Origin of the sequence: Pseudomonas sp. NFACC41-3 (assembly GCF_900109505.1) — a bacterium.
Taxonomy (GTDB): domain Bacteria; phylum Pseudomonadota; class Gammaproteobacteria; order Pseudomonadales; family Pseudomonadaceae; genus Aquipseudomonas; species Aquipseudomonas chlororaphis.
Genome location: NZ_FOAE01000004.1, coordinates 262497 through 287868, shown reverse-complemented (window position 1 = coordinate 287868; position 25372 = coordinate 262497). Strand labels below are relative to the sequence as shown.

The window sequence follows — 25372 nt, the reverse complement described above, 5'->3', positions numbered from 1 at the left end:
CCATTGCTCTGTCATGGAAACTCTCTAATATCAGCCCTGTGTCGACGGATAGACACAGCCATCAAGGATGATGGTCAGGACATCGCAGGATGCGATTCATCAGGACGATGAAAAGGAACACAGGGACTAGGGAAAAAAGGTGGGCGGGTCATACCGCCCCTTTTTTTTGCCTGCGTAAAAGTGAATCCGGAACAGCAAAAAGGCCCGCAACGGGCCTTTTTGGGGAACGCGAGGTAATCAGCGTTCGAGATCTTTGATCTTGCCTTTGACGCCATCCCACTCTTCGGCATCGGGCAGGGAATCTTTCTTTTCAGTGATGTTGGGCCAGATCTCGGCCAGCTCAACGTTCAACTGAATGAATTCCTGCATCTCTTCTGGAACTTCGTCCTCGGAGAAGATCGCTACAGCGGGGCATTCAGGCTCGCACAGCGCGCAATCAATGCACTCATCCGGGTGAATCACCAGGAAGTTCGGGCCTTCGTAAAAGCAGTCCACCGGACAGACTTCTACGCAGTCGGTGTACTTGCACTTGATGCAGTTGTCGGTGACGACGAAGGTCATTTCTAATTCTCTCCTCAGGCGGCGGCAGCGGAGCCCCTTCAGGACGGGGTCGCCAGGTTCGGGAGCGATAGTCTGCGGACCAGGCTAATAGTCCGCAGCATCCCAAACCGCGCGAGATTCTAACAGCTTGAAAGCATCAGCGTTAGATGCGTGTCTTCAATGTATAGAGCATTTCCAGTGCCTTGCGCGGGGTCATGTCGTCCAGATCGAGCTTGGCCAGGTCATCGAGGACCGGGTGCGGCAGGCTGGCGAACATGTCGCTTTGCTGCGGGACCGAAGGCTTGCCCGCTACCGGAGACGGTGCTTCATGGGGCAGGCTGGTGGTCTCCAGGCGACTCAGGTGCTCGCGGGCACGGACGATCACATCGCTCGGAACCCCCGCCAGCTGGGCCACGGCCAGGCCATAGCTCTGGCTGGCAGGGCCTGGCAGCACATGGTGCAGGAACACGATGCGTTCGTTGTGCTCGGTGGCATTGAGGTGCACATTGGCCACCAGCGGTTCGTTTTCCGGTAGGACGGTGAGCTCGAAGTAGTGGGTGGCGAACAGGGTGTACGCCCGCAGCTGGGCGAGACGTTCTGCCGCAGCCCAGGCCAGGGACAGACCATCGAAGGTACTGGTGCCGCGACCCACTTCGTCCATCAGCACCAGGCTGCGTTCGGTGGCGTTATGCAGGATGTTGGCGGTTTCGCTCATTTCCACCATGAAGGTGGAACGACCGCCGGCCAGGTCATCGCTGGAGCCGATCCGGGTAAAGATCCGGTCTACCAGGGACAGCTCGCAGCTCGCTGCCGGCACGAAGCTGCCGATATGGGCCAGCAGCACGATCAGCGCGGTTTGCCGCATATAAGTGGATTTACCACCCATGTTCGGACCGGTGATTACCAGCATCCGGGTCTGATCGTCCAGGCTCAGGTCGTTGGCCACGAACGGCGTGGTCAGGACCTGCTCGACCACCGGGTGGCGACCCTGGGTGATGCGCATGCATGGCTCGCTGACGAAGCGCGGGCAATTGAGGTCGAGATTCAGCGCTCGCTCGGCCAGGTTGCTCAGCACGTCCAGCTCAGCCAGTGCCCCCGCGGTGTCCTGCAGCGGCGGCAGGTGACCGATCAGGGTCTCCAGCAAGGCTTCGTAGAGCATCTTCTCGCGGGCCAGGGCGCGGCTCTTGGCGGACAGCGCCTTATCCTCGAAGGCCTTGAGCTCCGGGGTGATGAAGCGTTCGGCGCCCTTGAGGGTCTGGCGGCGGATGTAGTCCGCCGGGGCCTGTTCCGCCTGTTTGCTTGGCAATTCGATGAAGTAGCCGTGAATCCGGTTGTAGCCAACTTTCAGATTGGCCAGGCCGGTACGGGCCTTTTCCCGGGCTTCCAGGTCGATGAGGAACTGGCCAGCGTTTTCGCTCAGCGATTGCAGCTCGTCCAGCTCGGCGTCGTAACCGGTCTTCAGCACGCCGCCATCGCGGATCACCGCCGGCGGGTTGTCGATGATGGCTTTCTCCAGCAGCGCGGCCAGTTCCGGGTAAGTGCTGGTGGTCACGGCCAGTTGGCTCAGGTGCTCGGCCTCGAGCTCGGTCATCGCCACTTGCAGTTCCGGCAGCGCTGCCAGGGCGTCGCGCAGGCGCGCCAGGTCGCGGGGGCGGGCGTTGCGCAGGCCGATACGGGCGAGGATCCGCTCGATGTCGCCGATCTCCTTGAGCTGCGGTTGCAGCCTTTCGAAGCGGTAACCGTCCAGCAGGCAGCCAATCGAGGTCTGCCGCGCCTGTAGGACCTTCAAGTCACGCAGCGGGCGGTTCAGCCAGCGGGTCAGCAGGCGGCTGCCCATGGCGGTCTGGCAACGGTCGACCACCGATTGCAGGGTGTTGTCGCGGCCGCCGGCGAGGTTGGTGTCCAGCTCCAGGTTGCGCCGGCTGGCGCCGTCGAGCACCACAGTGTCGTCCAGGCGTTCGTGGCGCAGGCTGCGCAGGTGGGGCAGGGCGGTGCGCTGGGTTTCCTTGGCATAGCTCAGCAGGCAGCCGGCGGCGCCGATGGCCAGGGTCAGGTTCTCGCAGCCGAAACCCTTGAGGTCCTGGGTGGAGAACTGCTGGCACAGGCTCTTGTGGGCCGAGTCGCGTTCGAAGTCCCAGGGCGCGCGACGGCGCACGCCACGGCGTTTTTCCGCCGGCAGGCCTTGTGGCCAGTCGTCCGGGATCAGCAGTTCCACCGGGTTGATGCGTTCCAGCTCGGCCAGCAGGTTTTCCCAGCCCTTGATTTCCAAGACCGTGAAATTGCCGCTGGTGATGTCCAGCACCGCAAGGCCGAACAGGCGCTCGTCGCCCAGCACCGCCGCGATCAAGTTATCTCGGCGCTCATCGAGCAGGGCCTCGTCGCTGACGGTCCCCGGGGTGATGATCCGCACCACCTGGCGCTCCACCGGGCCCTTGCTGGTGGCCGGATCGCCGACCTGTTCACAGATCACCACCGACTCGCCGAGCTTCACCAGCTTGGCCAGGTAACCTTCGGCGGCGTGATAAGGAATCCCGCACATCGGAATCGCCTGGCCAGCCGACTGCCCGCGCGCGGTCAGGGTGATGTCCAGCAACTTGGCGGCCTTCTTCGCGTCTTCATAGAAGATTTCGTAGAAGTCGCCCATGCGATAGAACATCAGCTGGTCGGGGTGCTGGTTCTTGAGGCGCCAGTACTGCTGCATCATCGGCGTGTGGGAGGACAGATCGGTGAGCGCTTTATTCATCGGGTCGTCAGGTTGATTCGTTGAAAGGGTGGGCAAAAGCAGAGGGCATGGGCCCGGCTTTTCGCGATGGGCGCAAGGTTACCATGGGCGGTCCGACCTTCGCAGGGATGAACCCTGCAGGATTTTGGGTGTTTTATGCATGAGTATGCATTTTAGCATTTGCCGTCGGCGAAAATAACCCGCAATATGCGCATTATGCAAAAGCGCAACGTTTCTACCGTCTTAAGAGAGCTGCTCGATCGCGATGGCATTTCCCCCACGGAACTCCATCGGCGTACCGGCGTGCCTCAATCCACCCTTTCGCGGATCCTCAGCGGCAAGATTGTCGATCCTTCGGACAAACACATCTCGCGGATCGCCGAGTACTTCCTGGTGAGCACCGATCAACTGCGCGGGCGCGCGGCTGTCGCCTCTGCCCGGTCGGCCGATCCGCATTCGGAACTCAAGGACATAAGTCTGTGGGACGACGATACCCCCGTCGATGACGACGAGGTGTCGGTCCCCTTTCTTCGCGAGGTTGAATTGGCTGCGGGATCAGGAAGATTCGTCATCGAGGAAAGCGAGCGCTCCAGCCTGCGCTTCGGCAAGCGCAGCCTGCGGCACAATGGCGTGCAGTTCGACCAGGCCAAATGCGTGACGGTCCGCGGCAACAGCATGCTGCCGGTGCTGCGCGATGGCGCCACGGTGGGGGTCAATGCCGGCAAGTGCGGTATCGGCGACATCATCGACGGCGACCTGTATGCCATCAACCACAACGGTCAGCTGCGGGTGAAGCAGCTCTATCGCCTGCCTTCCGGCATTCGCCTGCGTAGCTTCAACCGCGACGAACATCCGGATGAGGACTACAGCTTCCAGGAAATGCAGGAAGAGCAGATCGTCATCCTCGGTCACGTCTTCTGGTGGGGCATGTACGCCCGTTAACCGCAGCCCATAACGCCAAAGCCCGCCATCGAGCGGGCTTTTTTGTGCCTGTGGAAAACCCTTCACGCCTTTATTTATGCGGTGTTCATGCGCAGGCGCATTTGTCGTGCATAAATAAATGCATTTGTGCATTGACTGTATATGCATACATGCATATTATTCGTTCCAAGCCGCCCGACAGCGGCGAGCAACACCGCTCTTTAGTGGCAAAAGCAAAGGCAGCGATGAACCGGCCTCGACGGTTCAGAGGGTTGGCAACTGACCCGGGTGTGCAGCGTAAAGCACCGTGAACAGTTATCCGGCGGGCAGGGACCGCGGTCGGAGGAACAATTTGAATGGATCCGTACCGCGCCAGTAGCGCCGAACGATCAGGTCCCCTTGAAACTGGACCGCATTACTGAAAAGCCCGGGCGACCGGGCTTTTTGGAATGCCTACCTACCGTGGGCCATGCCGGGATATGCACCGTTGATACACAAGCCAATTGAATACCAGGCCAGCGCATTGGCCTTTTCCACTCAGGAGGAGTGACATGACAAACGAGCAACAAGCGTTGCTGGACATGCCCATCTGGCTTGTCATCGTCCTTGCCCTGGTGGGTGGGGTGTCCGGCGAAATGTGGCGCGCCGACAAGGAGGGCGCCCGCGGCTGGTTGCTGCTGCGGCGCCTGGCCCTGCGCTCCGGGGCCTGCGTGATTTGCGGGGTCTCGACCATCATGCTGCTGTACGCCGCCGGCGTATCGATCTGGACCGCCGGCGCCTTCGGTTGCCTGACCGCCATGGCGGGCGCCGATGTGGCCATCGGGCTCTACGAGCGCTGGGCGGCCAAGCGGCTCGGTGTGTGTGAGGTGCCGCCCAAGGATCCCCGTTCGGACGCCTGAACAACTGCCGCAAGCATTCGTTCATTCATTAAGTCGACCCTGCCGCCTTATCCACGTGGATATCTACCCGCCTGACGCAGGACGCGTACTCGTATTGAACGGCACTCAATCAACCCTCCCGGCCGGGAGGTGCCAGATACGGCCCAGCGTCGTACACCCATACGTTTCAAAGAGAGGCAAAACCATGATCCCAATCGACTACAACAGCTACCGCACCCTCGCGCCCTACAACAAGCGGGTGCGTTTCCTGGTGCTGCATTACACGGCGCTGAACTTCGAGGCATCGGTCAAGGCGCTGACCACTGGCGCGGCGAGTGCCCATTACCTGATCCCGGCGGTACAGGATCCGACGTATCAGGCCGCGGGCTTCCAGGAACAACGAATTTTCAACCTGGTGGCCGAAGAAGACCGCGCCTGGCATGCCGGTGTCAGTGACTGGGCCGGTCGCAGCGGCTTGAACGACACCTCCATCGGCATTGAGATCGTCAATGAGGCCACCGATGTCAATGGCGTCTTCACCTTCCCGGACTACGAACGCTCCCAGGTCGAGGCGCTCAAGCAGCTGGCCCTGAATATTCTCCAGCGTTATCCGGACCTGTCGCCGAAAAACGTGGTGGGCCACTCCGATATCGCGGTGGGCCGCAAATCCGATCCGGGCCCCAAGCTGCCCTGGAAAGAGCTCTACAAAGCCGGCATTGGCGCCTGGTACGACGAGCCGACCAAGAAGAAATACGTCCAGCAATTCCGCGCCGCGGGACTGCCCGAGCGTGCCGAAGTGCTCAAGGCTTTCGCCACCTACGGCTATGGCGTGCCGGCCCAGGCAACGGACGACTTCTTCCAGTCGCTGGTACGGGCGTTCCAGATGCACTTCAGGCCGAAGAACTACACCGGGAAACTGGACGTGGAAACCTGCGCGATTCTTTATGCGCTGAACGAGAAGTACGCCTGATTCGATCAAGGCGAACCGCTCGCAGGGCAGGGGGCTCCATCGAAGGTGATGCCGGACCTCAGCGAAGTCTCGTGAGCCATCCGTTGCATCACCCATTCCGTTCCTGACGTCGCTCGCCGACCTGGCGATCAAGAATCCTGCCCAAACCGGCATTCGCTGTTCCCCCCATCTCGCGCGACATCCGCAGCGCTCCTGCGCAACTTCAACCCCTGATATCTGAACAGGAGGCCTCTCTATGCCTGTAGTCATCGACAAGCCGTCGCAGCTGTTTTTCGCCATTGCCGAGACCCTGCGAGGGGCGGGCCTTGGCCTAAAGGTTGGCAGTCACCAGGATTTCGATGGTCTGCTCGACCAGGCCTGGGTGCTGATAGCGATCGAGCGCGATGCCCCGGGCATGCGTAGCCAGGAAGGGCGTATCGCCCATGTCCTGACGATCTCGCTGCAAGCCGTGGCGGCTGTGGGGGCCGAGCGGTCCGGGTTCGAGGCCTGCGATCTCGCGAGCGTGCTGAAGGACCTGGCCACGGGTAACCGCTGGGGCCTGCCGGCAGCGCAATGCGACCTGCCGATGAACCTCGAGGGCCTGCCCTCGACCCTGATTCGCGGCGAGCAGCAATACGCCGCCTGGACGCTGTCGTTCACCCAGACGCTGTACCTCGGGCAGCCCTTGCTGGACGACCCGACCGGCATACCGAAGTTCGCCCGCACCTGGGAAGTCTCGAACATCGACGACCCCGACCAATACCAAGCACTGGAGGGTTGAGCCATGTTTGACGAGCTGCTGCGCATGCAGTTGGGCCCGATCATCGAGCGCCTGGCCGAAATGGAAACCGAACTCGATGACTTGCACCGACGGGCGGAAAACCATTGCCGTATCGGTGTGTGCCAGGCGGTCGATGCGGCCAGCAACACCTGCCGGGTCAGCCACGGAGAGCTGCTGACCCCGGCGATCCGCTTCTTCAACCCCAGCGCCGGCGCGCAAAGCGAGTCGCGCATTCCCTCCGTGGGCGAGCAGTGCCTGCTGTTCAACTACGGTGGCGGCGACGGCGGCGCGCAGTCGGTGGCGCTGTTTGGCCTCAACTGCGACCGCTTTCCACCGGTGTCGACCCTGGCCGCGCTGACCCGCCGCCAATACGCCGATGGCACCCAAAGCAGTTATGACGATGCCGGTCATGTCTTGAGCTGGAGCAATGGCCCGACCGCGCTCACCGCCTCCCGCGAGGCGGTCGAGTTGAGCATCGGTCCCGCCCGGCTGGCGATGCGGCCCGAGGCGATCGAGCTGCGGCTGGGCGCGGTCGGCATCTTGCTCGACAGCGCCGGCATCCACTTCAGCGGCCCCTTGGTGGAACACCAGGGCCGCGTTATCAGCCCTTGATTAAGAGGCTTCCCATGATTGGAGTCGATAGAAACACCGGCGCCGCGGTCGATGACTGGCTGCAGTTCGTGCAGCGCGCGACCCGCGCCCTGACCACGCCGCTGGGCACGCGGCAGAAGCGCCCGTTGTACGGCTCGCTGATTCCCGACCTGCTGGGCCAGAACCTCGGCGATGACTTGCTGATCCTCGCCCAGAGCCATGCGGCGCAGGCGTTCTATAACGAGCAGAACGGCATCGGCGATTTCGAGCCGCAGGTCATAGTCGCCAGCCGGCGCGGCGCCGGGTTGCTGTTGCGCTTCGCCGGCACCTGGAAAAACCGCCAACAGACGTTCGAGGTCGTGACATGAGCATGCTGATACCCGGTGAACACCAGTTGGCCGAGCCGGCCATTGTCACCGTCGAAGAGTTCGAGCCACTGCTCGCCGAGTTCAAGACCTTCGTCGTCGATTACGTGGCCCAGCGTTCCCCCGCCAATGCGCAGAAACTTCAGGCCAGCCTGGCCAACGAAAGCGAGCTGCTGACCCTGGCGCTGGAAGCCTTCTGCCTGCGCCTGCAAACCCATGAGCGCAAGTACAACGCCCGCATCAAGCAGATGCTGGCCTGGTGGGCCACCGGCAGCAATCTCGATGCACGCCTGGCGGACATGGGCCTGGAGCGGCAGTTGCTCGACCCGGGCGATCCGGCGGCCTTTCCGCCGGTGCCCGCGGTCTATGAAAGCGACCAAGACGCTCGTCTGCGCTACTACCTGGCGCCCCACGCGCCGGCCGCCGGTTCGCGCATGCAGTACCGCCGCGAAGTCTTCACCCTCGGCGAGCGGCCGACGGTGAAGGTGGACTCCACCGAGGCGGGCGTGGTGACCGTCACCTACACCTTCGACCCGGACGGTTTCGCCGCTCAGGTCAAGGATGGCAACGGGCGCCGTACCGCGCCGGGCGAAGTCCAGGTCACGGTGCTCTCGCGGGAAGGCGACGGCACGCCGTCCGAGGACCTGCTCGAAGGCGTGCGCAAACACTTTGCGCGACCGGATGTTAAGCCGGAAACGGATCGGGTGACGGTGCAGGCGGCACAGATCAAACCCTACAAGATCCGCGTGGTGGCCAAGATCAACCCGGGGCCCGATTCCGGACTGACCCAGCTCGCTACGCAGCAGCAATTGCAGGCGTACGCCGACAGCTGTCATCGCCTGGAAGGGCGGGTGGATCCGAGCTGGATCGATTACACGCTGCATACGGCAGGAGCGGTACAGCTGGAGATTCTCGAGCCGGTGCAACCGATCGTGACCACGGCTTTCCAGGCGCCGTATTGCACGGAGGTTGAAGTGGAGGTGCGTACCCTATGAGTGACGACACTGTTCGCTTGAGCCTGCTGCCGGCCAACAGCTCAGCGCTGGAAAAGGCCCTCGATCTCGGTTTCGCCCGCTTGCTCGAACGTGTGGACCCGCCTTTTCCCGAACTGATGAGTCCTGCCCGGACCCCTGCGGACTTCTTGCCCTACCTGGCGGCGGACCGCGGGGTCAGCGAATGGGACGCGCAAGCCAGCGAAGCCGAAAAACGCTTGACCGTTTCGCTGTCCTGGCAGATCCAGCGGCAGGCTGGGACCAACAAGGCATTGAGTCATGCCGTCGAGTCCCTGGGCTTCATGCCCAACATCGCGGCCTGGTACGAGCAGCGACCGCAGGGGCATCCCTATACCTTCGATGTGCAGGCAATCATTGTCCGCGACTGGTCCAGCGGTGATCACAATCGCTTGATACGCCGCATCAACGCCGCCAAGAGCGAGCGCGACGAAGGCACCATCACCATCGTTCATCAAACCACAGGCGGGGTACGGCTGGCGGCGGGGGCCGATCCCGGTTTGAGCATCGGCGACGACAGCCAGCCAGGGGCCTTGCCCGAAGTGAAGCTGCGCGGCTCGCTGACCATGAGCGGCGGCATGGATACAGCGCTGAGCGATGGCGAACTCTGTCTTGACGGAGCACTGCCTGAATTCGAGCTCGGCGCTCGCCTTAACAGTGCCGGGGTCCCCCAGCACTACACCATTAACGACTACGACCTCAGGGCGCAGCTATGACAGACGACATTACGCGCTTGGTTCGCTTCACTTCCGCCGGTCTGGATGAAGTGTTGACGGCAAAGAACCAAGGCTTGAAAGGTGAGATCACCCACATCGGCGCCGGTACCGGCCGCTACAACCCGAACGGCACGGAAACAGCCCTGCGCGACGAGCGCCAGCGAGTGGCGATCGTGGACTACGAGGACCTGGGCGACCGGCAACTCAGAATGGCCGCGTTGTTTGATGGCGAGGATGAGTATGAAATTGGCGAGTTCGGCTTTTATCTCGCGAGTGGGACCTTGTTGGCGGTGTATTCCATTGCCGGAAAGTTACTAACTTACAAAGCAGCGGCGGCGCGGGTGCTGCAGAAGTTCACGTTGGATATTTCGCCATTGCCGGCGGATAGCGTGACGATTGTTGTAGGTAATGAAAACCTCAACGTATTGTTGGCTGAAGAAGTCGCCCTCTTGGCGGCGGCCTCCATTGATAATATGTCCCGTCATGTTGACTTGATGTGGCGCGTGAGGTCGCTGGAAGCCAAATAGCGATGACATGTTTATTTGGCGTGTGTTTTTCATAAGTGCGCGGCGTGCTTTTACGTGAGCGTTTTTAATATAAATTTTGGTCTGTGGGGCATATATGGGAATTGAGACGACCATTACGAAAGTAGTGGATGCATGCAACAAACTGACAGATACGGTTACCAATCAAATCGGTAAGATCGATGCACGAGTGGATACCGCATTCAATCAGTTCACCAGCTGGCGTAATAGTGTCCAGGCAAAGGATATCAATGGTCGGGCGTCTTATACGCAAGTGATTGACCTGACAGGGCTGTCGACAAATATTTTTTATCCTGTCTGGTGGCGTATGCCGGGCAACGAGGAGGGGATATCTGAAATTGTGATTTCTCGGAACTTCAGTCGAGACACCGAGAAAAACCCGTTTAATAACAACTTCGAACCTCATGTGGCGGGTTTGAATCTGCAAATGGAAGGGTGTGGAATCCCTTGGAATGGTGATGCAAACTTTTTGACCATGAAGCGCATCTCGCAAACTTATCGAGAAACTGTTCGCCGCGTGGAGTTTGGCATGCTGAGTATTGCCAGGCCTGTTACCGGGGTTAAGCCTATGTGGAACGGCACTGTTTCCGGGGCCTTGACCAATTCTCCACAGGAGTCCGGATGCTATTTGCGCGGGGGGCTTTCTTATGCCGTGACCAAGAGTTTTGCAAATCCCGTGAGCTATAGCCGTGTTGAAACTGAAGTGAAGATCAGTGAGTCGGTCATGCCAGAGTATGAAATTTCCTGGTATGTAAAGCCGTACGCAATCAGTGCTAAAGAGCTGAATGAGACTTACCCGGAAAACAGAATGGCTTACACCATTGACAACGATAAACGCTACGCAGCCAAGAGCGCTTAAATATGACTGGTTATATCAATAAGCTCGTAACCGCTTCGGGTGAAACCCTGATCAATGTGCCGGCAGACCGGCCCACACTGGTCGCGCTTGGATTCAGTGAGCTGCGTGCCGACGAGATCTGCCTGGAGGCGGAGCGCGCAACAATCCTGGAAAACGTGATTATGGCCCGACGAGCTCTCTATACCACTGAAGCGGATCCCCTATTCCTCGAGTGGCAATACGACGAGACCCCTGAAAAGGAAAAAGCCTGGCGCGACAAGGTTGCTCAAATCAAGGCGCTCTATCCGCTGCCTGATCGTACTTAACCTCGCACCGCGCAAGCGTTTTTTTATCCTGCGAAAGCCCCTTCAATGGGGCTTCTGTATTTTTGCGTCTGGAGAAACTCATACATGTCCATCCGCCAAACCTACACCGTCCTCGTGCCGTTCCCCACCGGTGGCGGCCACTGGTCGAAGGTCGACCAACAGCTCGACCTGCTCGACGTAGAGGCCAGTGCCTTGCGTGCCGCCGGTCGCCTGGAACTGACCAGCGTCCTCGCGGCGCGCCAATCGGCCGAAGCGGCCACCCCATCCACCGCGGCCAAAAAGGCCGCTGCCAAGAAGGCTGAATAACCATGGCTGAGGTCCTGAACTTCGAGCACAACGGCATTACCGTCAATGCCACCGAATCCCCCGAGGCCATGGGTGGCCTAGGTGACAACGTCATCGGTCTGGTCGGCACCGCGCCGAAGGCTGACCCGCTGATTCCGCGCAATGCGCCGTTTCGCATCAACAGCTTCACCACCCAGGCCCTGCTGGACCCGACCGGCGCTGAGTCGGGCACCCTGTTCCAGGCGGTGTACCAGATCCTCAAAGTGGTCAAGGTCCCGGTCTATGTGGTGATCGTCGAAGAGGGCGCGACCCCGGCCGACACCGTCAACAACGTGATCGGCGGCGTCGATGCCACCACCGGCCGCAAGCTCGGCCTGGCTGCCCTGGGCAGTGTCCCGGAAGACCTGACCATCATCGGCGCGCCGGGCTTCACCGGCACCAAGGCGGTGGCCGGTGAGTTCGCTGCCTTCGGCAAGCGCATCAAGGCCCGTGTGGTGCTCGACGGCAAGGACGCCTCGGTCGCCGACCAGGTGACTTACAGCAAGGAACTGGGCGGTGCGGACCTGGGTTTCGACCGTTGCCTGGTGGTGCACAACATGCCGGCCGTGTACTCCAAGGCGGCGAAGAAGAACGTGTTCCTGGCGCCGTCGAGCCTGGCCATCGCCGCTCTGGCCAAGGTCAAGCAGTGGGAGAGCCCGGGCAACCAGGTGACCTTCGCCGAAGACGTCTCGCGGACCGTGGAATACAACATCCTCGACACCTCGACCGAGGGCGACCTGCTCAACCGCTACGGCGTCAGCTACTACGCCCGCACCGTGCTCGGCGGCTTCTCGCTGCTGGGTAACCGCTCCATCACCGGCAAGTTCATCAGCTATGTCGGCCTGGAAGACGCCATCAGCCGCAAGCTGGTCAAGGCCGGGCAGAAAGCCATGGCCAAGAACCTGACCAAGTCCTTCATGGACCAGGAGGTCAAGCGCATCAACGACTGGCTGCAGACCCTGGTCGCCGACGAAACCATCCCGGGCGGCAGCGTGTACCTGCACCCCGAGCTGAACAGCGTCGAGAAGTACAAGAACGGTACCTGGTACGTGGTCATCGACTACGGCCGCTACGCGCCGAACGAGCACATGGTGTATCAGCTCAACGCCCGCGATGAAATCATCGAGCAGTTCCTGGAGGATGTTCTCTAATGTTTACCAACCGCGTAAGACAGGCCATCGCGGCCACCCTGCAAGGCCTGCCGTTGTCGGCGACCGTGGAAGAGTTCACCCCGCCGAAGATCGAATTCGACATGGAAGAGATGCGCGGCGGGCGCTTCATCGGCGAAGAAATGGCCAAGGGCGGCAAGGCACTGACGGCCACCCTCAAGCTGCAGGGCCTGGGGCCGGAAATCATGCTGGCGCTGGGCGTGAAGCTGGGTGACGACATCCTGCTCAATGTCCGCGAGGCGGGCCAGGATCAGGATGGCAAGACCTGGTTCACCTACCACACCGTGGGCGGCAAGCTGAAATCCCTGGCCGAAACGGCCATGAAGATGAATGAAAAACCCACCACCACCCTGGAACTCGCCTGCCGTACTTACAACCGCATCGAGAACGGCGTGCCGGTGATCGACATCGACGTGCGCACCCAAAAGTTCGTGCTCAGCGGCGTCGACATTCTCGGCGACGCCCGTCGCGCGGTGCTGATGCCGTAACCCCCCTGGCAACACCCTTTGCAATACCCCCTGCAACACTCTTGTAGGAGCGAGCTTGCTCGCGATGGCAATGCAACAGCCACATCACAGTCGTCGCTCAATCCCCAATCGCGAGCAACTCGCTGCTACCCCCTTTATCAAGGAATTCATTCATGTCCTGGACGCCTCCGCTCCATGTCCTGTTGTGCCCGATCACCGCCGACGATGAGTCGCAGATCGCGCAGATTCAGCTCAAACCATTGTTTTATGCCGCGCAAAAAGAGGCCCTGGCCCGCGCCGGCGATGATGAGGACGATCAGTTCTTCGAGCTGGCGAAGCTGGCCACCGGGTTGTCGGCCAATGAGCTCGACCAGCTCAAGCGGCCGGACTACGTGAGCATCGCGCAGTACGTCCATGACATGTCGACACGCCCGGCTGCGTACTTCCTCCAGCAGGGCGCCGAGTCTGAAACGGCCAGCGACACCCCTGGCGACGCCTCGGCGCAGGGCGACCTGGACCAGGTGAACCTGCTGTTGCCATTTGAAGTGGCGGGCCAGCGCCTGACGTCCCTGACCCTGGAAATGCCCGCGTTGCGAGCGACCAAGGTGATGAAGAAGCTCAAGACCACCAAGGAGCGCGCCGAATTCATCACCGCGCATTGCACCGGCCTGATGCTGCCCGACCTGGCGCTGCTCAGCGTGCCTGACTGGACGCAGCTGCAAGAGCGCATCGACGATTTTTTAAACAAACCGGCGGCCTTCTTTCGGAGCGCGACATCGAAGTGATTCTCGATGTGGTGCCGCTCATTTACTCGGTAAGTGAGGCGGAAATCCTGGAGTGGGACGCTGGCAAGGCCTTGCGCCGCTACGACATCGCGATCACTCGCCTTGGCGTGAAAGAGGAGTAGAGCGAAATGGCGAACAATCAGTTTTCGCTCAAGAACGCCACCGTGCAACAGCACGGGCTGGCGCCCGTCGGCGTCATGCAGCCAGGCGCCCCCGTGGCGAGCCTGGCGGATGCCGGCCTGTCATCCGGCAGCTTTATCCTGGCCCTGAATGCCGCCAGCGTGGACATTCGCCTGCTGACCACGGCCATCGACTCGTTGAAGTTGACGCTGTCGTCGCAACGTTCGTTGCCGCTGGCATTCGCCGGCAGCGCCAAGCCCGAGGCTAAAGCCCCCGACAAGGCCGCTAGTGGGCTTCAAGCGCCTGACCTGTTCAAGTCGGCGATGGCGATGGATGCGGCGCTGGCCGATCTGGGGAGGGTGGTTTACCTCCCTGGCAATGAGCGCGATGAACTCGCGCAAGATAATTACCGCATGGCCAGTTATCGAGGGGTCGCCGCGGGTGGAACCACGGCCGTCGACCTGGCGAAGCTCGAATACGCCGCGGCCAAGGCCGGGATCGACAACGACAAGGGCGCCTCTGCACGGCAAACCCTGACGACATTCGCCGGTGATGCCGCGCTTACGGCAACCGCGTTCAAGATGCCTCCCAAGGATACCGGGGACATGATGGCCGGCTGGCGCACCTCGATGAAGCTCGATCGCACCCAGGCGCTCGATCTGGCGGATGCGATCAACCACCTCGGCAAGCGACCAGGAGATGCAGAGGCGGCCGACATCGGGACGATCCTGCAACGGCATGGCGCTGCCGCCACGACGGCGGGGCTTGCCCCGGAGCAGGCGGCGGCACTGACGACGGCCTTGCTCAACACCGGCACGCAAAAGGCCGATGCGGGAGCCGCGCTGAAAGGCATCACTGCCGTGCTGGGCAAGGGCGAACCGAAGTCCCAGGCACAGCAAGCGGCCTTGCAACGGTTGAATATCGACCCGCTGAAGCTGGAGGGGGCGGGCGCCCTGACCGACCTGCTCAAGGCGCTGCAAGCGCCCGATTTGTCGAGCCGGGAGCGCTCCACGCTGGCCGGCGCGCTGTTCGGTGGCGCGGATGAAGCAGCGTTGCGCCTGTCGCAACAGCTGCCTGAAGTTCAAAAGGCATTGGCGCAGGTCGCCGACAAGCAGCAGTACGCCACCTCGGAGCTGGGCGACAAGGGCTCGGTACGCCAGTCCGCATCGGCCCAGGCGAATACCTTCGACGCCCGCTTGAACCGGATGAACACCGCGTTCGGTTCCGCTCTCGCGCCGGTGGCGGAAGGGGCGATGGTGCCTATCGGTGGGGTGGTCGATGGCTTGAGCAGCCTGGCTACGGAGTTTCCGAAGATCGCTGCCGGCCTGGCCTTGGCGGGGGCCGCCATCGCACCGGTGGTGGGCCGCCTGCTCAAGTCGGTGCTGGACGAAGTCTTTACCCAGGTGGCGAAAAAGCTGTTGAGCCTGGCGGCTCCGAGCCTGCCGTCGAGTATTGGCAAGTTGTTCGGCGAGGGCGGGGCCTGCTGTGGTGGCCCTTCGGGCGGCGGTGAAAGCCGCGGCCAGAACAGACAAGAGCGAAGGCGACAGGAGAGGCAAGCAAAGAAAGAGCAGCAAAAGAAACAAGCCAATACGGCAAAACCCGCCCCCAAAAACACCTCTGCAACTGCGCCACGCGCCGGGCTGATGTCGCGCATTGGCCGTGGGTTGAGAGGCAGTTTCGCCGTCGTGCGTTCCGTGTCCGGCCGGGTGGCCAGCCGGCCGCTCAACCTGCTCAGGGCCGGCCTGAATGTGTTCAGGGGTGTGCGTAACCGCGACCCCGGGGCCATTGGTTCCGGCTTGGGCACCTTGGGGGGCTCCTGGGCCGGAGGTGCATCCGGTGCCGCGCTGGGCGCAGCCCTGGGCAGCGTCGTGCCGATCCTCGGCACGGCTGTCGGCGGGTTGGTCGGCGGCGCCATTGGCGGATGGCTGGGAGGCGAGGCGCTCGGTCAGCTCGGCGGCGAGGCGGGGAACCGCCTGAAGTCTCCGGATGAAGTGAGCAAGAACCTGGTGGCCAATTCGGCTTCCAGCCAGCAGGTCACTTTCGCCCCGGTCGTCAATATCTATGGCCAGGATCAGGCCACCTCCAGGCAACTGGTGGACATGGTGATCCAGCAAATGCAGATGCAGGTCATGCCCCTGATGATGAGCAACCCGCTCGCGGTACGGCGCGACGCGGCCCTGACCGATGGAGTGATGTGATGCGACAGCAGATGGCATTGGGTAATTTCATTTTTGGCCTGTCCGCCGGGTTCGCCTACGAGCGGCTTGAGCGCAAGACGGACGGCGGCTGGGCCAGTATCGACATCGTCACCAGCAAGCCGAAGTCGCAGCAGGTGGGGCAGAAGCTGGAAACGCTGCAGATCAGTGGTAAGTCGATGTACGCCACGGGCATGGCGCGCCTGGACCAGCTGCGCGAGTTGCAGGCCGCCCGTGTGCCCTTGCCGCTGGTGGACGGTATCGGCCGCAACTGGGGGCGCTGGCGCGTCAACCTGGTGACGGAGGTGCAGACCTCCATCATCGATGACGGCACGGCGCTGGTGATCAACTGGACCATCAACCTCGAGGAATTCGTCAATGCGTAGGGTTCGAAGTATTGCCGGCGATTCGGTCAACCTGCTGCTCTACCGCGAGGTGGGACGTTGCGACGATGCAGTCGAGGAAGCGCTCTGGCGCCTCAATCCGCTGCTGGCCGAGAAGGGCCCGGTGCTGCCGGCGGGTGTCTGGGTGATCGTGCCCGAGATCGAGTCGCGGCCGGTAGCTGCAATGCCCGTCTCGGCCTGGGACTAAGGAGGCGCCATGACCCTGGGATTCACCCCGAGTATTGAGCTCTACGGCGCCAATGCCGCGCGCTTCAACGAACGACTGATCAGCTGGACGCACATCGACGCCGCGGGCATCGAGTCCGACCAGCTCTCGCTGACCCTCGATATCGAAGGCCTGGAAGGGCTCCCCGAGCTGGGCGGGAAGGTCGGCCTGCGGGTGGGCTATCTGGAGTCGGGGCTGGTGGATCGTGGCGAGTTCGTCATCACCCGCCGCACGCCCAACCTGTTTCCGCCACGCCTGACTCTGGTGGCCACGGCCGCCCCCTTCAAGGTGGCGGATACGACCGGCTTCAAGCAGCGCCGCTCCGCCAGCCATGGCCCCACGACCCTCGGCGCGCTGTTTCGCCAGCTGACCTCGCGCCACGGTTTTTCACCGCGAGTGGCGCCTGAACTGGACTCGATCCCGATCCCGCATGTCGATCAGTGCAACGAGACCGACATGGGCTTTCTGACGCGTATTGCCCGCCCGCACGATGCCGTCACCAAACCGTTCAACGAGATGTATGTGCTGGCGCTGCGCGGGCAGGCGAAGTCGCTCTCCGGAAAGATCCTTTCGCCGGTGCGTTTGAGCGTGACCCGGGATAACCGCCCGGGAGATACGGCATTCATCTCGGCCAGCATCGATGAAAACGGCCGGGCCAAGCACAAGGGCTGCAAGGCCACCTGGTGGGATTCGGCGGCCGGCAAGGAGCGTGTGGTCAGCCTGGGGCAGGCTCCTTTCCAGGTCCTGCGCCAGCGTTACCCGGCAGAGGGCGAGGCCCGCGGCGCAGCCCAGGGCGCCATGCGCCGCATCGAGCGCGAAGCGATCAAGTTGAAGATCGACTGCCCCGGTGATCCGGCGCTGTCGGCCGAGGGGCTGGTGTCGCTGGACAACAGCTGGCCGGGGTTCATGCAGGGCACCTGGTCGATCGACAAGGTGACTGCCAGCGGCAATCGCGAAAAAAATTATCGCTGCCTGATCGAGGCCACCTGCCTGGAGCAACAGCCCTAGTTACCGGGCCTTGCCCGGCTGTTCTGATCTTGCGCGCCGTTGTTTCCACGACTCCATCCTGTTGCCCGGGTGCCCGCTGCCTGGGCGATCGCTTGTGGCCGCGCCTGAAGGTTTCCCATTCACCCCGTTGTGGAGCTTCTTCATGAAGATCACTCCGATCCTCACGCAACTGCGCGATCACTGCCCCGGCCTGGCCAATCAGGTGGCCGTCGGCGTCGATCTCGCGCTGCTGCAAAGCAATACCGCGTTGCCCACCCCCAGTGCCCATGTGACGCCGATCGCCGATCTGGCCAGCCCGAGCACCGGGCAGAACGTTACCCGCCAGGCCATTCGCGACCGCTTGGCGATCACCCTGGTGCTGGACGCCAGCGACGGCCGGCAGGCCCTGGAGCAACTCGAAAGCCTGCGTGCCGAGTTGTGGCGGGCGCTGGTGGGGTTCAAGCCGGGCGCGGACTACAACCCGATCGAATACGACGGCGGCGAGCTGGTTTCGCTCAGCGCCACGCGGTTGTTCTATCAGCTGCGCTTTTTCGCCGAGTTCCAGCTGGGACGCAACCTGGCCAGCCAGCCGGCGGAAACCTGGCGCGAGCGTGAACTGGACGGCCTGCCGTCCTTTACCGGGGTCACGGTGCGGGTCGATGCCATCGATCCGGCGGACCCCAACCTGCAACACCCGGGGCCCGACGGGCGCCTGGAACTGACTTTCTCTGGAGACGTAACGCAATGAGCAAACGCATCACTGTGCTGCCGGCCGCGGGCCGCGCCGTGCCGGACCCCGAAGCCGGCGACCTGCTGCCGCTGGAAGGCCGTGAAGTCGACGACAACGCCTGGTGGCGCCGGCGTCTGGCCGATGGCGATATCACCCTCAAGGCCGCGAAGGCGGCCAAACCACAAGGAGCCAAATAATGGCGATCGGATTCAGCAATATTCCGGCGGACATTCGTGTGCCGCTGTTCTACGCCGAGATGGACAATTCGGCGGCCAATAGCGCGTCTTCGGCGATGCGCCGACTGATCGTGGCCCAGGTCAACGACAACGTCGCGCCGGCCGAAACCGGCAAGCTGGTGCTGGTGTCCAGCGTCGCGCTGGCCAAGAGTATCGGCGGTCAGGGCTCGATGCTCGCCTCCATGTACGAGACCTGGCGCAAGACCGATCCGATTGGTGAAATCTGGTGCCTGCCGCTGCACAACGTCGAAGGCAGCGTGGCCAAGGCCGAGCTGAAGTTCACCGGCACCGCCAGCGCCAGCGGCGTGCTCAACCTGTATGTCGGTGGTGTGCGGGTTCAGGCCGCCATCGTCAACGCCGCCACCGCGGCTCAGGCCGCCAGCGCGCTGGCGCTGAAAATCAATGCCGCCGCCGACCTGCCAGTGAGCGCCGAGGCGGTCGAAGGCACCCTGACCCTGACCGCCAAATGGACCGGCGACAGCGCGAACGACATCAGCCTGCAGCTCAACCGCCTGGGCAAGAGCAATGGCGAAGAAACCCCGGCCGGCTTGAGCGTGACGGTCGGCAAAATGGCCGGCGGCGCCGGCGTGCCGGATCAGGTTGCCGCACTGGCGGCCCTGGGCGATGAACCTTTCGAGTTCATCTGCATGCCGTGGACCGACACCGCGACCCTCAACGCCTGGCAAGCCGTCATGGACGACAGCACCGGTCGCTGGTCCTGGGCCAAGCAACTGTTCGGTCACGTCTACAGCGCCAAGCGCGGCACCGTCGGCACCCTGGTGGCGGCAGGGCAAGCCCGCAACGACCAGCACATCACCATCCAGGCCCTGGAGCCAGGCGTACCGCAGCCGTTCTGGGTGCAGGCCGCGGCACTGGCCGCGCGCACCTCGGTGTTCATCTCCGCCGATGCCAGCCGTCCGACCCAGAGCGGCAGCCTGCCGGGTGTCGATCCGGCGCCGGCCAGCGAGCGTTTCACCCTGACCGAGCGTCAATCGCTGCTCAGCTACGGCATCGCCACCGCCTACTACGAAGGCGGCTATGTGCGCATCCAGCGTTCGATCACCACCTACCAGAAGAACGCCTACGGCCAGGCCGACAACTCCTACCTGGACAGCGAAACCATGCACCAGTCGGCCTTTATCGTGCGCCGCCTGCAAAGCGTGATCACCAGCAAGTACGGGCGCCACAAACTGGCCGCCGACGGTACCCGCTTCGGTGCCGGCCAGCCGATCGTGACCCCGAGCACCATTCGCGGCGAGCTGATCGCCCAGTACGCCAAGCTCGAACTGGAAGGCCACGTGGAGAACGCCGAGCTGTTCGCCGAGCACCTGATCGTCGAGCGCGACAGCCAGGACCCGAGCCGGGTCAACGTGCTGTTCCCGCCGGACTACATCAACGGCCTGCGTGTGTTCGCGCTGCTCAACCAATTCCGTCTGCAGTACGACGCGGCGGCCTAAGCCGAGCCTCTTTCACTGCGCTTTTCCAGCCCGCCTGGTGCGGGCTCATTTTTTGGGAGAAACACCATGGGTCAACTGATTGCGGGCACCTGCTACGTCAAAGTGGACGGCGCTCAACTGACCATCAACGGCGGCTGCGAAGCACCGCTGATGTCCGTGAAACGGGAAACCATCGTGCCGGGTTTCTACAAGGAAACCGACATTGCCCCGTCCTTCAAGGTCACGGCGCTGCACACCCCGGACTTCCCGCTCAAGCAGCTGGTGGCCGGTTCCGACATGACCGTCACCTGCGAGTTCAGCAACGGCAAGGTCTACGTCCTGGCCGGCGCCTACCTGGTGGAAGAGCCGGTTTCCAAGGGTGACGACGCGAGCATCGAACTGAAGTTCGAAGGCATCAAGGGGACCTGGCAATGAGCGATAGCGTAAAGCTGCGTGTGGCCATTGAAGCCCACGGCGAACCGCTGACCGAACTGACCCTGCGCCGCCCGACGGTGCAGGAGGTGCGGGCGATCAAGGCGCTGCCGTACAAGATCGACAAGAGCGAAGAAGTCAGCCTCGACATGGACGTCGCGGCCAAGTACATCGCGGTCTGTGCCGGCATTCCTCCGTCCTCGGTCAACCAGCTCGACCTGGCCGACCTCAACGCCCTGAGCTGGGCGGTCGCGAGTTTTTTCATGAGTGCGGCATCGGAGCCATCAGCGACCTGATCGCGGTTGCCTATGACCTGGCCTGGTTCTGGAAGGTTGACCCCGAACAGATGATGGCCAGGCCACTGGATGTGCTCCGGGAGTCCCTGGAGCACGCGCAACGGATCAATGCGATGCAGCAGGTGCAGTGATGGTGAACATCAATCAAAGCTTGAATCAGACGAGCATCAAACAGCGCCTGAGCGTGACCAACGTGCAGACCACGGTGAACATGCTGGTGGTCATGCAAGGCATGCAGAAACTGGACGCCGAGCTGGGAGAGGTGCGTTCGAAAGTCAGCCGCTTCAAGAAAAGCATCGAAGACAGCGGCCTGGGCGGGCTGGATTTTTCCGGCCTGATCAAGGGCGGTGGCCTGGCCGCGCCTTTCGTGGCGGGGGTCAACTCCGCCATCGAATTCGAGAACCAGGCGGCGCGGGCCAAGCTGGTGGCGCAGGGCATCGAACCGCCCAAGGATGTGCTGGGCGAGACGGGCACTAACCTGAAGGCATTCAGCGACAGCGTCGACGACATCTCGCAAAAGTTCGGCAGCGCGCTGCTGCCGGCGGTCAACTCGGTAGTGACCGCCGTGCAACCGCTGCTGGGCTTTGTGGCCAAGGTCATTGAAAGCAACCCGCAGCTGGTCCAGGGCCTCGCCGCCGGCGCCTTGGCCTTCACCGCGATCCGCGGCGCCATGACCCTGGCCTCGTCCGCCGTGACCCTGTTCAGCAGCGGCCTGCTGGCCTCGCCCATCGGCCTGATCGCCCTGGGAATCGCGGTGGCGGCGGGCCTGATCGTGGCCAACTGGGAGCCGCTGTCGGCGTTTTTTGTCACCCTCTGGGCAAGCATCAAGGACGCCGCCGCGCAACTGATGGTGGGGTTGAAGACGGTCTTCGGCTGGACCCCGCTGGGAATGGTGATCGCCAATTGGGGATCGATCACCGGCTTTTTTGCCGGCCTCTGGGAACAGCTCAAGACGATGGCCGCGTCCGTGGTCGACTTCTTCAAGCAGGTGTTTTCCTGGACGCCGCTGGGGCTGGTGATTGAAAACTGGACGCCGCTGAGCGGCCTGTTTTCCGCGTTGTGGGAGTTGCTCAAGGCGCTGTCCGTTCCGGCGATGGACTTCCTCAAAGGCCTGTTCGCCTGGACACCGCTGGGGATGGTGATCAACAACTGGGGCGCGATCAGCGGTTTCTTCGCCTCGCTCTGGGCCGGCCTGCAAGGTCCGGCGCAGCGGGTCAAGGCCTTCTTCATCGGGCTGTTCGACAGCTCGCCACTGGGGATGGTGATCAACAACTGGGGCGCGATCAGCGCTTACTTCGCTTCGCTCTGGGCCGGCCTGCAAGGTCCGGCGCAACAGGTGAAGGACTTCTTCGTCATGTTGTTCGACACCTCGCCACTGGGGATGGTGATCAATAACTGGGGCACGATCAGTACCTACTTCGACGCCATCTGGGCAACCCTGAAAAGCGCGGCGCAGGTCATCAAGGACTTTTTTGTCACCCTGTTCGAGTGGTCGCCCGTGGGGCAGATCATCGCCAACTGGCAGCCCATCAGCGATGTGTTCGCGGCCCTCTGGGAGGTGTTGAAAGCCCTGGCGGCGCCGGCCATCGAATTCATGCGCGGTATGTTCGAGTGGTCGCCCCTGGGGCAGATCATCAAGAACTGGGAGCCGATCACCGAGTGGTTCAGTGGCCTGTGGCAACGGCTGCAGGCGGTGATCGCACCGATCAGGGAACTGTTCGACGGTGGTTTCGCCGGTTTCGTCGCCCGCGTCACCGGCAAGGTGGAAAACCTCACCGAGGCGCAGCGGCAAACCAATGCCGAAGGCAAAGGCGCGCTGGCGCCGGCGTTCTTCGGTGGCGGCCAGCCGGCGCCGGGTTCTTCGGCGCTTTCCGCCGGCCTGCCGCAAAGCTCCACCTCGCTGTTGCAGCAGAGCGCGGCCAACAACCGCACGCAATTGCAGGGCGGGCTGACGGTGAGCTTCGAAAACGCCCCGGCGGGCCTGCGTACCAGCGCGCCGCAAATCAACCAACCCGGCGTGGCGCTGTCGTCGCGTGTCGGCTACCGCTCACTTTCGCTAGGAGGTTCCAATGAGCTGGCGTGATCGTTTGTTGCCGGCGTCGTTTCGTGGCGTCGGGTTTTGGGTCGACCAGGCGAAAACCCCGGTCGGCCACAAGGGCCAGTTGCACGAGTACCCGCAGCGTGACCTGCCGTTCTACGAGAGCCTGGGGCGGCAGGCGCGGACCCACGACCTGACGGCGTTCATCGTCGGCGCCGATTGCCTGGAGCAGCGCGACAAGCTGCTCCAGGCGCTGGAGCAGGGCAGCGGTGAACTGGTGCACCCGTGGCTGGGGCGCTTGCAGGTCAAGGTCGGCGAATGCGAGATGACCCAGAGCCGCCAGGACGGCGGCCTGGTGACCTTCACCCTGAAGTTCTACCCCGACCAGCCGTTGCAGTTCCCCAGCGCCACGGTCAACACCCGCCAGCTGTTGCTGGTGTCGGCCGACAGCCTTATCGGCTCGGCGGTGCGCCGCTTCGAGGAGGCCATGACTCTGGTCAAGGCCGCGCGCATCGGCATCGCCGACCTGCGCAACAGCCTCAAGGAGGTCTACCAGACCATCGAGCAGGAGCTCAAGCCGCTGATCGACACCTACCGCGATCTCAACCTGCTGGTGCGGGCGATCAAGGACCTGCCCAAGGAAGTGAGTGCCGAGTTCAAGGGCTTGCTGGGGGACATCAAGGACCTCAAGGACTATGCGCGCAACGGTTACCGCGGCGTGCTGGCCAATGTCTCGCAGCAGGTCGAGGCGGTGAAGAAGATCGACACGCCGAAACTCACCACTGGCAAGGACACCACCGCCGCGGCGCAAGCCATGGCCGACCTGGTGCAGGACGCCGTGCTGGTGCGGATTGCCCAGGCCGTGGCCTCGCTGCCGGTGGCAACCCCGGCGGTCAAGCTGAGCGGCACGCCGTCGCTGGCCAAGCAGGCGATCCAGCCGGTGACCCGCGCGGAAGTGCCGGTGGCCGACGAGGTGCTGGCGCTGCGCAACGCGATCAACGAGGCGATCTGGCAGGCCGCGGAAAAAGCCGACGCCCTGCATTACGAGGTGCTCAACGGCCTGCGCCAGCTGGTCTACGGCCACCTCACTGCGGTGGCCTCGTCCGGCGTGCGGCTGGTGGTGAAGAACCCGATGCAGAGCCTGCCGACGGTGGTGCTTGCCTATCGGCTGTTTGGCGATGCCACCCGGGCGGCCGAAGTGCAGCAGCGCAACGGCGTGGCCCATCCCGGCTTCCTGCCGCCGACCAACGTCAAAGTCGCGGGGGAGTGAGCCATGGGCAACTTCGATAACCGGGTGCTGTTGACGGTGGACGGCCAGGATTACGGCGGCTGGAAAAGCGTGGAAATCAGCGCCGATCTGGAGCGGCAGTTTCGCACCTTCAAGCTCGACGTGACCTGGCAATGGCCGGGCCAGACCCTGGACCAGCGCATCCGTCCCGGCGCCAAGTGCCAGGTGCGCATCGGCGCCGACCTGTTGCTCAGCGGCCATGTGTTCAAGGCGCCGATCAGCTATGACGGTCGGCAGATCGGCTTGAGCATCGAGGGCAGTTCCCTGACCCAGGACCTGGTGGATTGCGCGGCGATCAACCAGCCCGGCCAATGGCGCGAGCAGAGCCTGCTGAAAATCGTCCAGGCCCTGGCCGCGTCCTACGGCGTCGGGGTGGTCAGCGAGATCGCGGAAACCACGCGGTTGAGCAGCCACAGCATCGTGCCCGGGGAAACCGTGTTCCAGTCCATCGACCGCCTGCTGACCTTGTTCCGGGTGTTCTCCACCGACGACGCCGAAGGCCGGGTGCTGTTGGCCCGGCCGGGCAGCGGCGGGCGTGCGGTGGATGTGCTGGAGTTGGGCAAGAACATCCTCTCGGCCAGCGCGCCGATGGACTTCAGCCAGGTGTTTTCCGAGTACCGGGTGATCGGCCAGCACAAGGGCAACGACCAGAAAAGCGGCGCCGCGGTCAGCGAAGTGTCGGGCGTGGCCAGCGACGCCACGGCCAAGCGCAAGCGGGTCACGGTGATCAACGAACCGGCCCAGCTGACCCAGGAGCTGGCCCAGCAACGGGCCGACTGGGAAAGCGCCATTCGCACCGGCAAGGCCCTGACCAGCACCTACAAGGTGCAGGGCTGGCGCCAGAGCAACGGCGAGCTGTGGCGCCACAACACCCTGGTGCGGGTGATCGACCCGGTGCTGGGTTTCGACCAGGACCTGCTGATTTCCAAGGTCACCTACTCGCTCTCCGAGCAGGGCTCGATCACCACCCTGCAGGTGGCGCCGCCCCATACCTTCGACGCCAGTCCGGTGCCGCCGAAAGCCTAAAACCCCCCGGTAGTGTAGGAGCGAGCTTGCTCGCGATGGGGGCGACACGGTG

At 62.9% G+C, this 25372-nt stretch carries 29 protein-coding genes; 27 read left to right on the top strand and 2 right to left on the bottom strand.

What is annotated here, in order from left to right; translation table 11 throughout:
- Positions 1-237 precede the first annotated feature (237 nt).
- Complete coding sequence (fdxA, locus tag BMY68_RS19440; protein WP_007924025.1) at positions 238-561, bottom strand: ferredoxin FdxA; 324 nt, start codon at positions 559-561, stop codon at positions 238-240.
- Positions 562-703: 142 nt separating this feature from the next.
- Positions 704-3283 (bottom strand): DNA mismatch repair protein MutS, encoded by a 2580-nt coding sequence (gene mutS / locus BMY68_RS19435; protein ID WP_009042404.1) that lies wholly within the window; start codon positions 3281-3283, stop codon positions 704-706.
- 186 nt (positions 3284-3469) lie between these two features.
- Here mutS and BMY68_RS19430 point away from each other — a divergent pair, with 186 nt between their 5' ends.
- From BMY68_RS19430 to BMY68_RS19300, 27 genes are all read left to right on the top strand, one after another.
- Positions 3470-4204 carry a LexA family transcriptional regulator gene (locus tag BMY68_RS19430; RefSeq protein WP_175534852.1) on the top strand — a complete coding sequence of 245 codons (735 nt, stop codon included), beginning with the start codon at positions 3470-3472 and terminating at the stop codon, positions 4202-4204.
- Between the two features lie 530 nt (positions 4205-4734).
- Positions 4735-5082: a phage holin family protein gene (locus BMY68_RS19425; RefSeq protein ID WP_007924020.1), complete on the top strand. Its 348-nt coding sequence runs from the start codon at positions 4735-4737 to the stop codon at positions 5080-5082.
- A 184-nt stretch (positions 5083-5266) separates the two neighbouring features.
- Positions 5267-6031, top strand: coding sequence for an N-acetylmuramoyl-L-alanine amidase (locus BMY68_RS19420; RefSeq protein WP_085529960.1), 765 nt, complete (start codon positions 5267-5269; stop codon positions 6029-6031).
- Between the two features lie 235 nt (positions 6032-6266).
- On the top strand, positions 6267-6791 hold the full coding sequence (locus tag BMY68_RS19415) for a hypothetical protein (protein ID WP_085529961.1): 525 nt from the start codon (positions 6267-6269) through the stop codon (positions 6789-6791).
- A gap of 3 nt (positions 6792-6794) precedes the next feature.
- Positions 6795-7403, top strand: a complete 609-nt coding sequence (locus BMY68_RS19410; RefSeq protein WP_007924013.1) for a phage baseplate assembly protein V — start codon at positions 6795-6797, stop codon at positions 7401-7403.
- 14 nt (positions 7404-7417) lie between these two features.
- Positions 7418-7750: a phage baseplate protein gene (locus tag BMY68_RS19405; RefSeq protein ID WP_007924012.1), complete on the top strand. Its 333-nt coding sequence runs from the start codon at positions 7418-7420 to the stop codon at positions 7748-7750.
- Positions 7747-8742, top strand: a complete 996-nt coding sequence (locus tag BMY68_RS19400; protein WP_053259812.1) for a baseplate J/gp47 family protein — start codon at positions 7747-7749, stop codon at positions 8740-8742. Before BMY68_RS19405 ends, BMY68_RS19400 begins: the two co-directional genes overlap by 4 nt.
- Entirely contained in the window at positions 8739-9473 is a 735-nt protein-coding gene (locus BMY68_RS19395) for a phage tail protein I (protein WP_085529962.1), read from the top strand. The genes BMY68_RS19400 and BMY68_RS19395 overlap by 4 nt, the downstream gene beginning before the upstream one ends.
- Positions 9470-10000 (top strand): phage tail protein, encoded by a 531-nt coding sequence (locus BMY68_RS19390; protein WP_085529963.1) that lies wholly within the window; start codon positions 9470-9472, stop codon positions 9998-10000. Before BMY68_RS19395 ends, BMY68_RS19390 begins: the two co-directional genes overlap by 4 nt.
- A 94-nt stretch (positions 10001-10094) precedes the next feature.
- A complete protein-coding gene (locus BMY68_RS19385) occupies positions 10095-10877 on the top strand; it encodes a phage tail protein (RefSeq protein ID WP_085529964.1) in 783 nt (260 codons plus the stop codon).
- Positions 10878-10879: 2 nt separating this feature from the next.
- Positions 10880-11182, top strand: coding sequence for a hypothetical protein (locus tag BMY68_RS19380; protein WP_085529965.1), 303 nt, complete (start codon positions 10880-10882; stop codon positions 11180-11182).
- An 84-nt stretch (positions 11183-11266) separates the two neighbouring features.
- Positions 11267-11488, top strand: a complete 222-nt coding sequence (locus BMY68_RS19375) for a hypothetical protein (protein ID WP_085529966.1) — start codon at positions 11267-11269, stop codon at positions 11486-11488.
- Between the two features lie 2 nt (positions 11489-11490).
- Positions 11491-12657, top strand: a complete 1167-nt coding sequence (locus BMY68_RS19370) for a phage tail sheath protein (protein ID WP_007924004.1) — start codon at positions 11491-11493, stop codon at positions 12655-12657.
- Positions 12657-13163, top strand: a complete 507-nt coding sequence (locus BMY68_RS19365; RefSeq protein WP_085529967.1) for a phage major tail tube protein — start codon at positions 12657-12659, stop codon at positions 13161-13163. The genes BMY68_RS19370 and BMY68_RS19365 overlap by 1 nt, the downstream gene beginning before the upstream one ends.
- 152 nt (positions 13164-13315) lie before the next feature.
- Complete coding sequence (locus BMY68_RS19360; protein WP_085529968.1) at positions 13316-13927, top strand: phage tail assembly protein; 612 nt, start codon at positions 13316-13318, stop codon at positions 13925-13927.
- 128 nt (positions 13928-14055) lie between these two features.
- Complete coding sequence (locus BMY68_RS19355) at positions 14056-16245, top strand: phage tail tape measure protein (RefSeq protein ID WP_085529969.1); 2190 nt, start codon at positions 14056-14058, stop codon at positions 16243-16245.
- Positions 16245-16628: a phage tail protein gene (locus tag BMY68_RS19350; RefSeq protein ID WP_009042419.1), complete on the top strand. Its 384-nt coding sequence runs from the start codon at positions 16245-16247 to the stop codon at positions 16626-16628. Before BMY68_RS19355 ends, BMY68_RS19350 begins: the two co-directional genes overlap by 1 nt.
- Entirely contained in the window at positions 16621-16833 is a 213-nt protein-coding gene (locus BMY68_RS19345) for a tail protein X (RefSeq protein WP_085529970.1), read from the top strand. Before BMY68_RS19350 ends, BMY68_RS19345 begins: the two co-directional genes overlap by 8 nt.
- A 9-nt stretch (positions 16834-16842) precedes the next feature.
- Positions 16843-17859, top strand: a complete 1017-nt coding sequence (locus BMY68_RS19340; protein WP_053259821.1) for a phage tail protein — start codon at positions 16843-16845, stop codon at positions 17857-17859.
- Between the two features lie 142 nt (positions 17860-18001).
- Positions 18002-18586: a phage tail terminator protein gene (locus tag BMY68_RS19335; protein WP_007923983.1), complete on the top strand. Its 585-nt coding sequence runs from the start codon at positions 18002-18004 to the stop codon at positions 18584-18586.
- On the top strand, positions 18583-18765 hold the full coding sequence (locus BMY68_RS19330; protein WP_007923975.1) for a DUF2635 domain-containing protein: 183 nt from the start codon (positions 18583-18585) through the stop codon (positions 18763-18765). Before BMY68_RS19335 ends, BMY68_RS19330 begins: the two co-directional genes overlap by 4 nt.
- Positions 18765-20261: a phage tail sheath subtilisin-like domain-containing protein gene (locus BMY68_RS19325; RefSeq protein WP_009042423.1), complete on the top strand. Its 1497-nt coding sequence runs from the start codon at positions 18765-18767 to the stop codon at positions 20259-20261. Before BMY68_RS19330 ends, BMY68_RS19325 begins: the two co-directional genes overlap by 1 nt.
- A gap of 66 nt (positions 20262-20327) precedes the next feature.
- Positions 20328-20675: a phage tail tube protein gene (locus tag BMY68_RS19320; protein WP_007923973.1), complete on the top strand. Its 348-nt coding sequence runs from the start codon at positions 20328-20330 to the stop codon at positions 20673-20675.
- Positions 20672-20968, top strand: a complete 297-nt coding sequence (locus BMY68_RS19315; protein ID WP_007923972.1) for a phage tail assembly protein — start codon at positions 20672-20674, stop codon at positions 20966-20968. Before BMY68_RS19320 ends, BMY68_RS19315 begins: the two co-directional genes overlap by 4 nt.
- 130 nt (positions 20969-21098) lie before the next feature.
- Positions 21099-23051 (top strand): phage tail tape measure protein, encoded by a 1953-nt coding sequence (locus BMY68_RS19310; RefSeq protein ID WP_085529971.1) that lies wholly within the window; start codon positions 21099-21101, stop codon positions 23049-23051.
- Positions 23038-24276, top strand: a complete 1239-nt coding sequence (locus tag BMY68_RS19305; protein ID WP_009042425.1) for a DNA circularization protein — start codon at positions 23038-23040, stop codon at positions 24274-24276. Before BMY68_RS19310 ends, BMY68_RS19305 begins: the two co-directional genes overlap by 14 nt.
- 3 nt (positions 24277-24279) lie before the next feature.
- The gene (locus BMY68_RS19300; protein WP_009042426.1) at positions 24280-25320 is read left to right on the top strand and encodes a phage baseplate assembly protein; all 1041 of its coding nucleotides are present in this window, start codon (positions 24280-24282) and stop codon (positions 25318-25320) included.
- Positions 25321-25372: the final 52 nt, after the last annotated feature.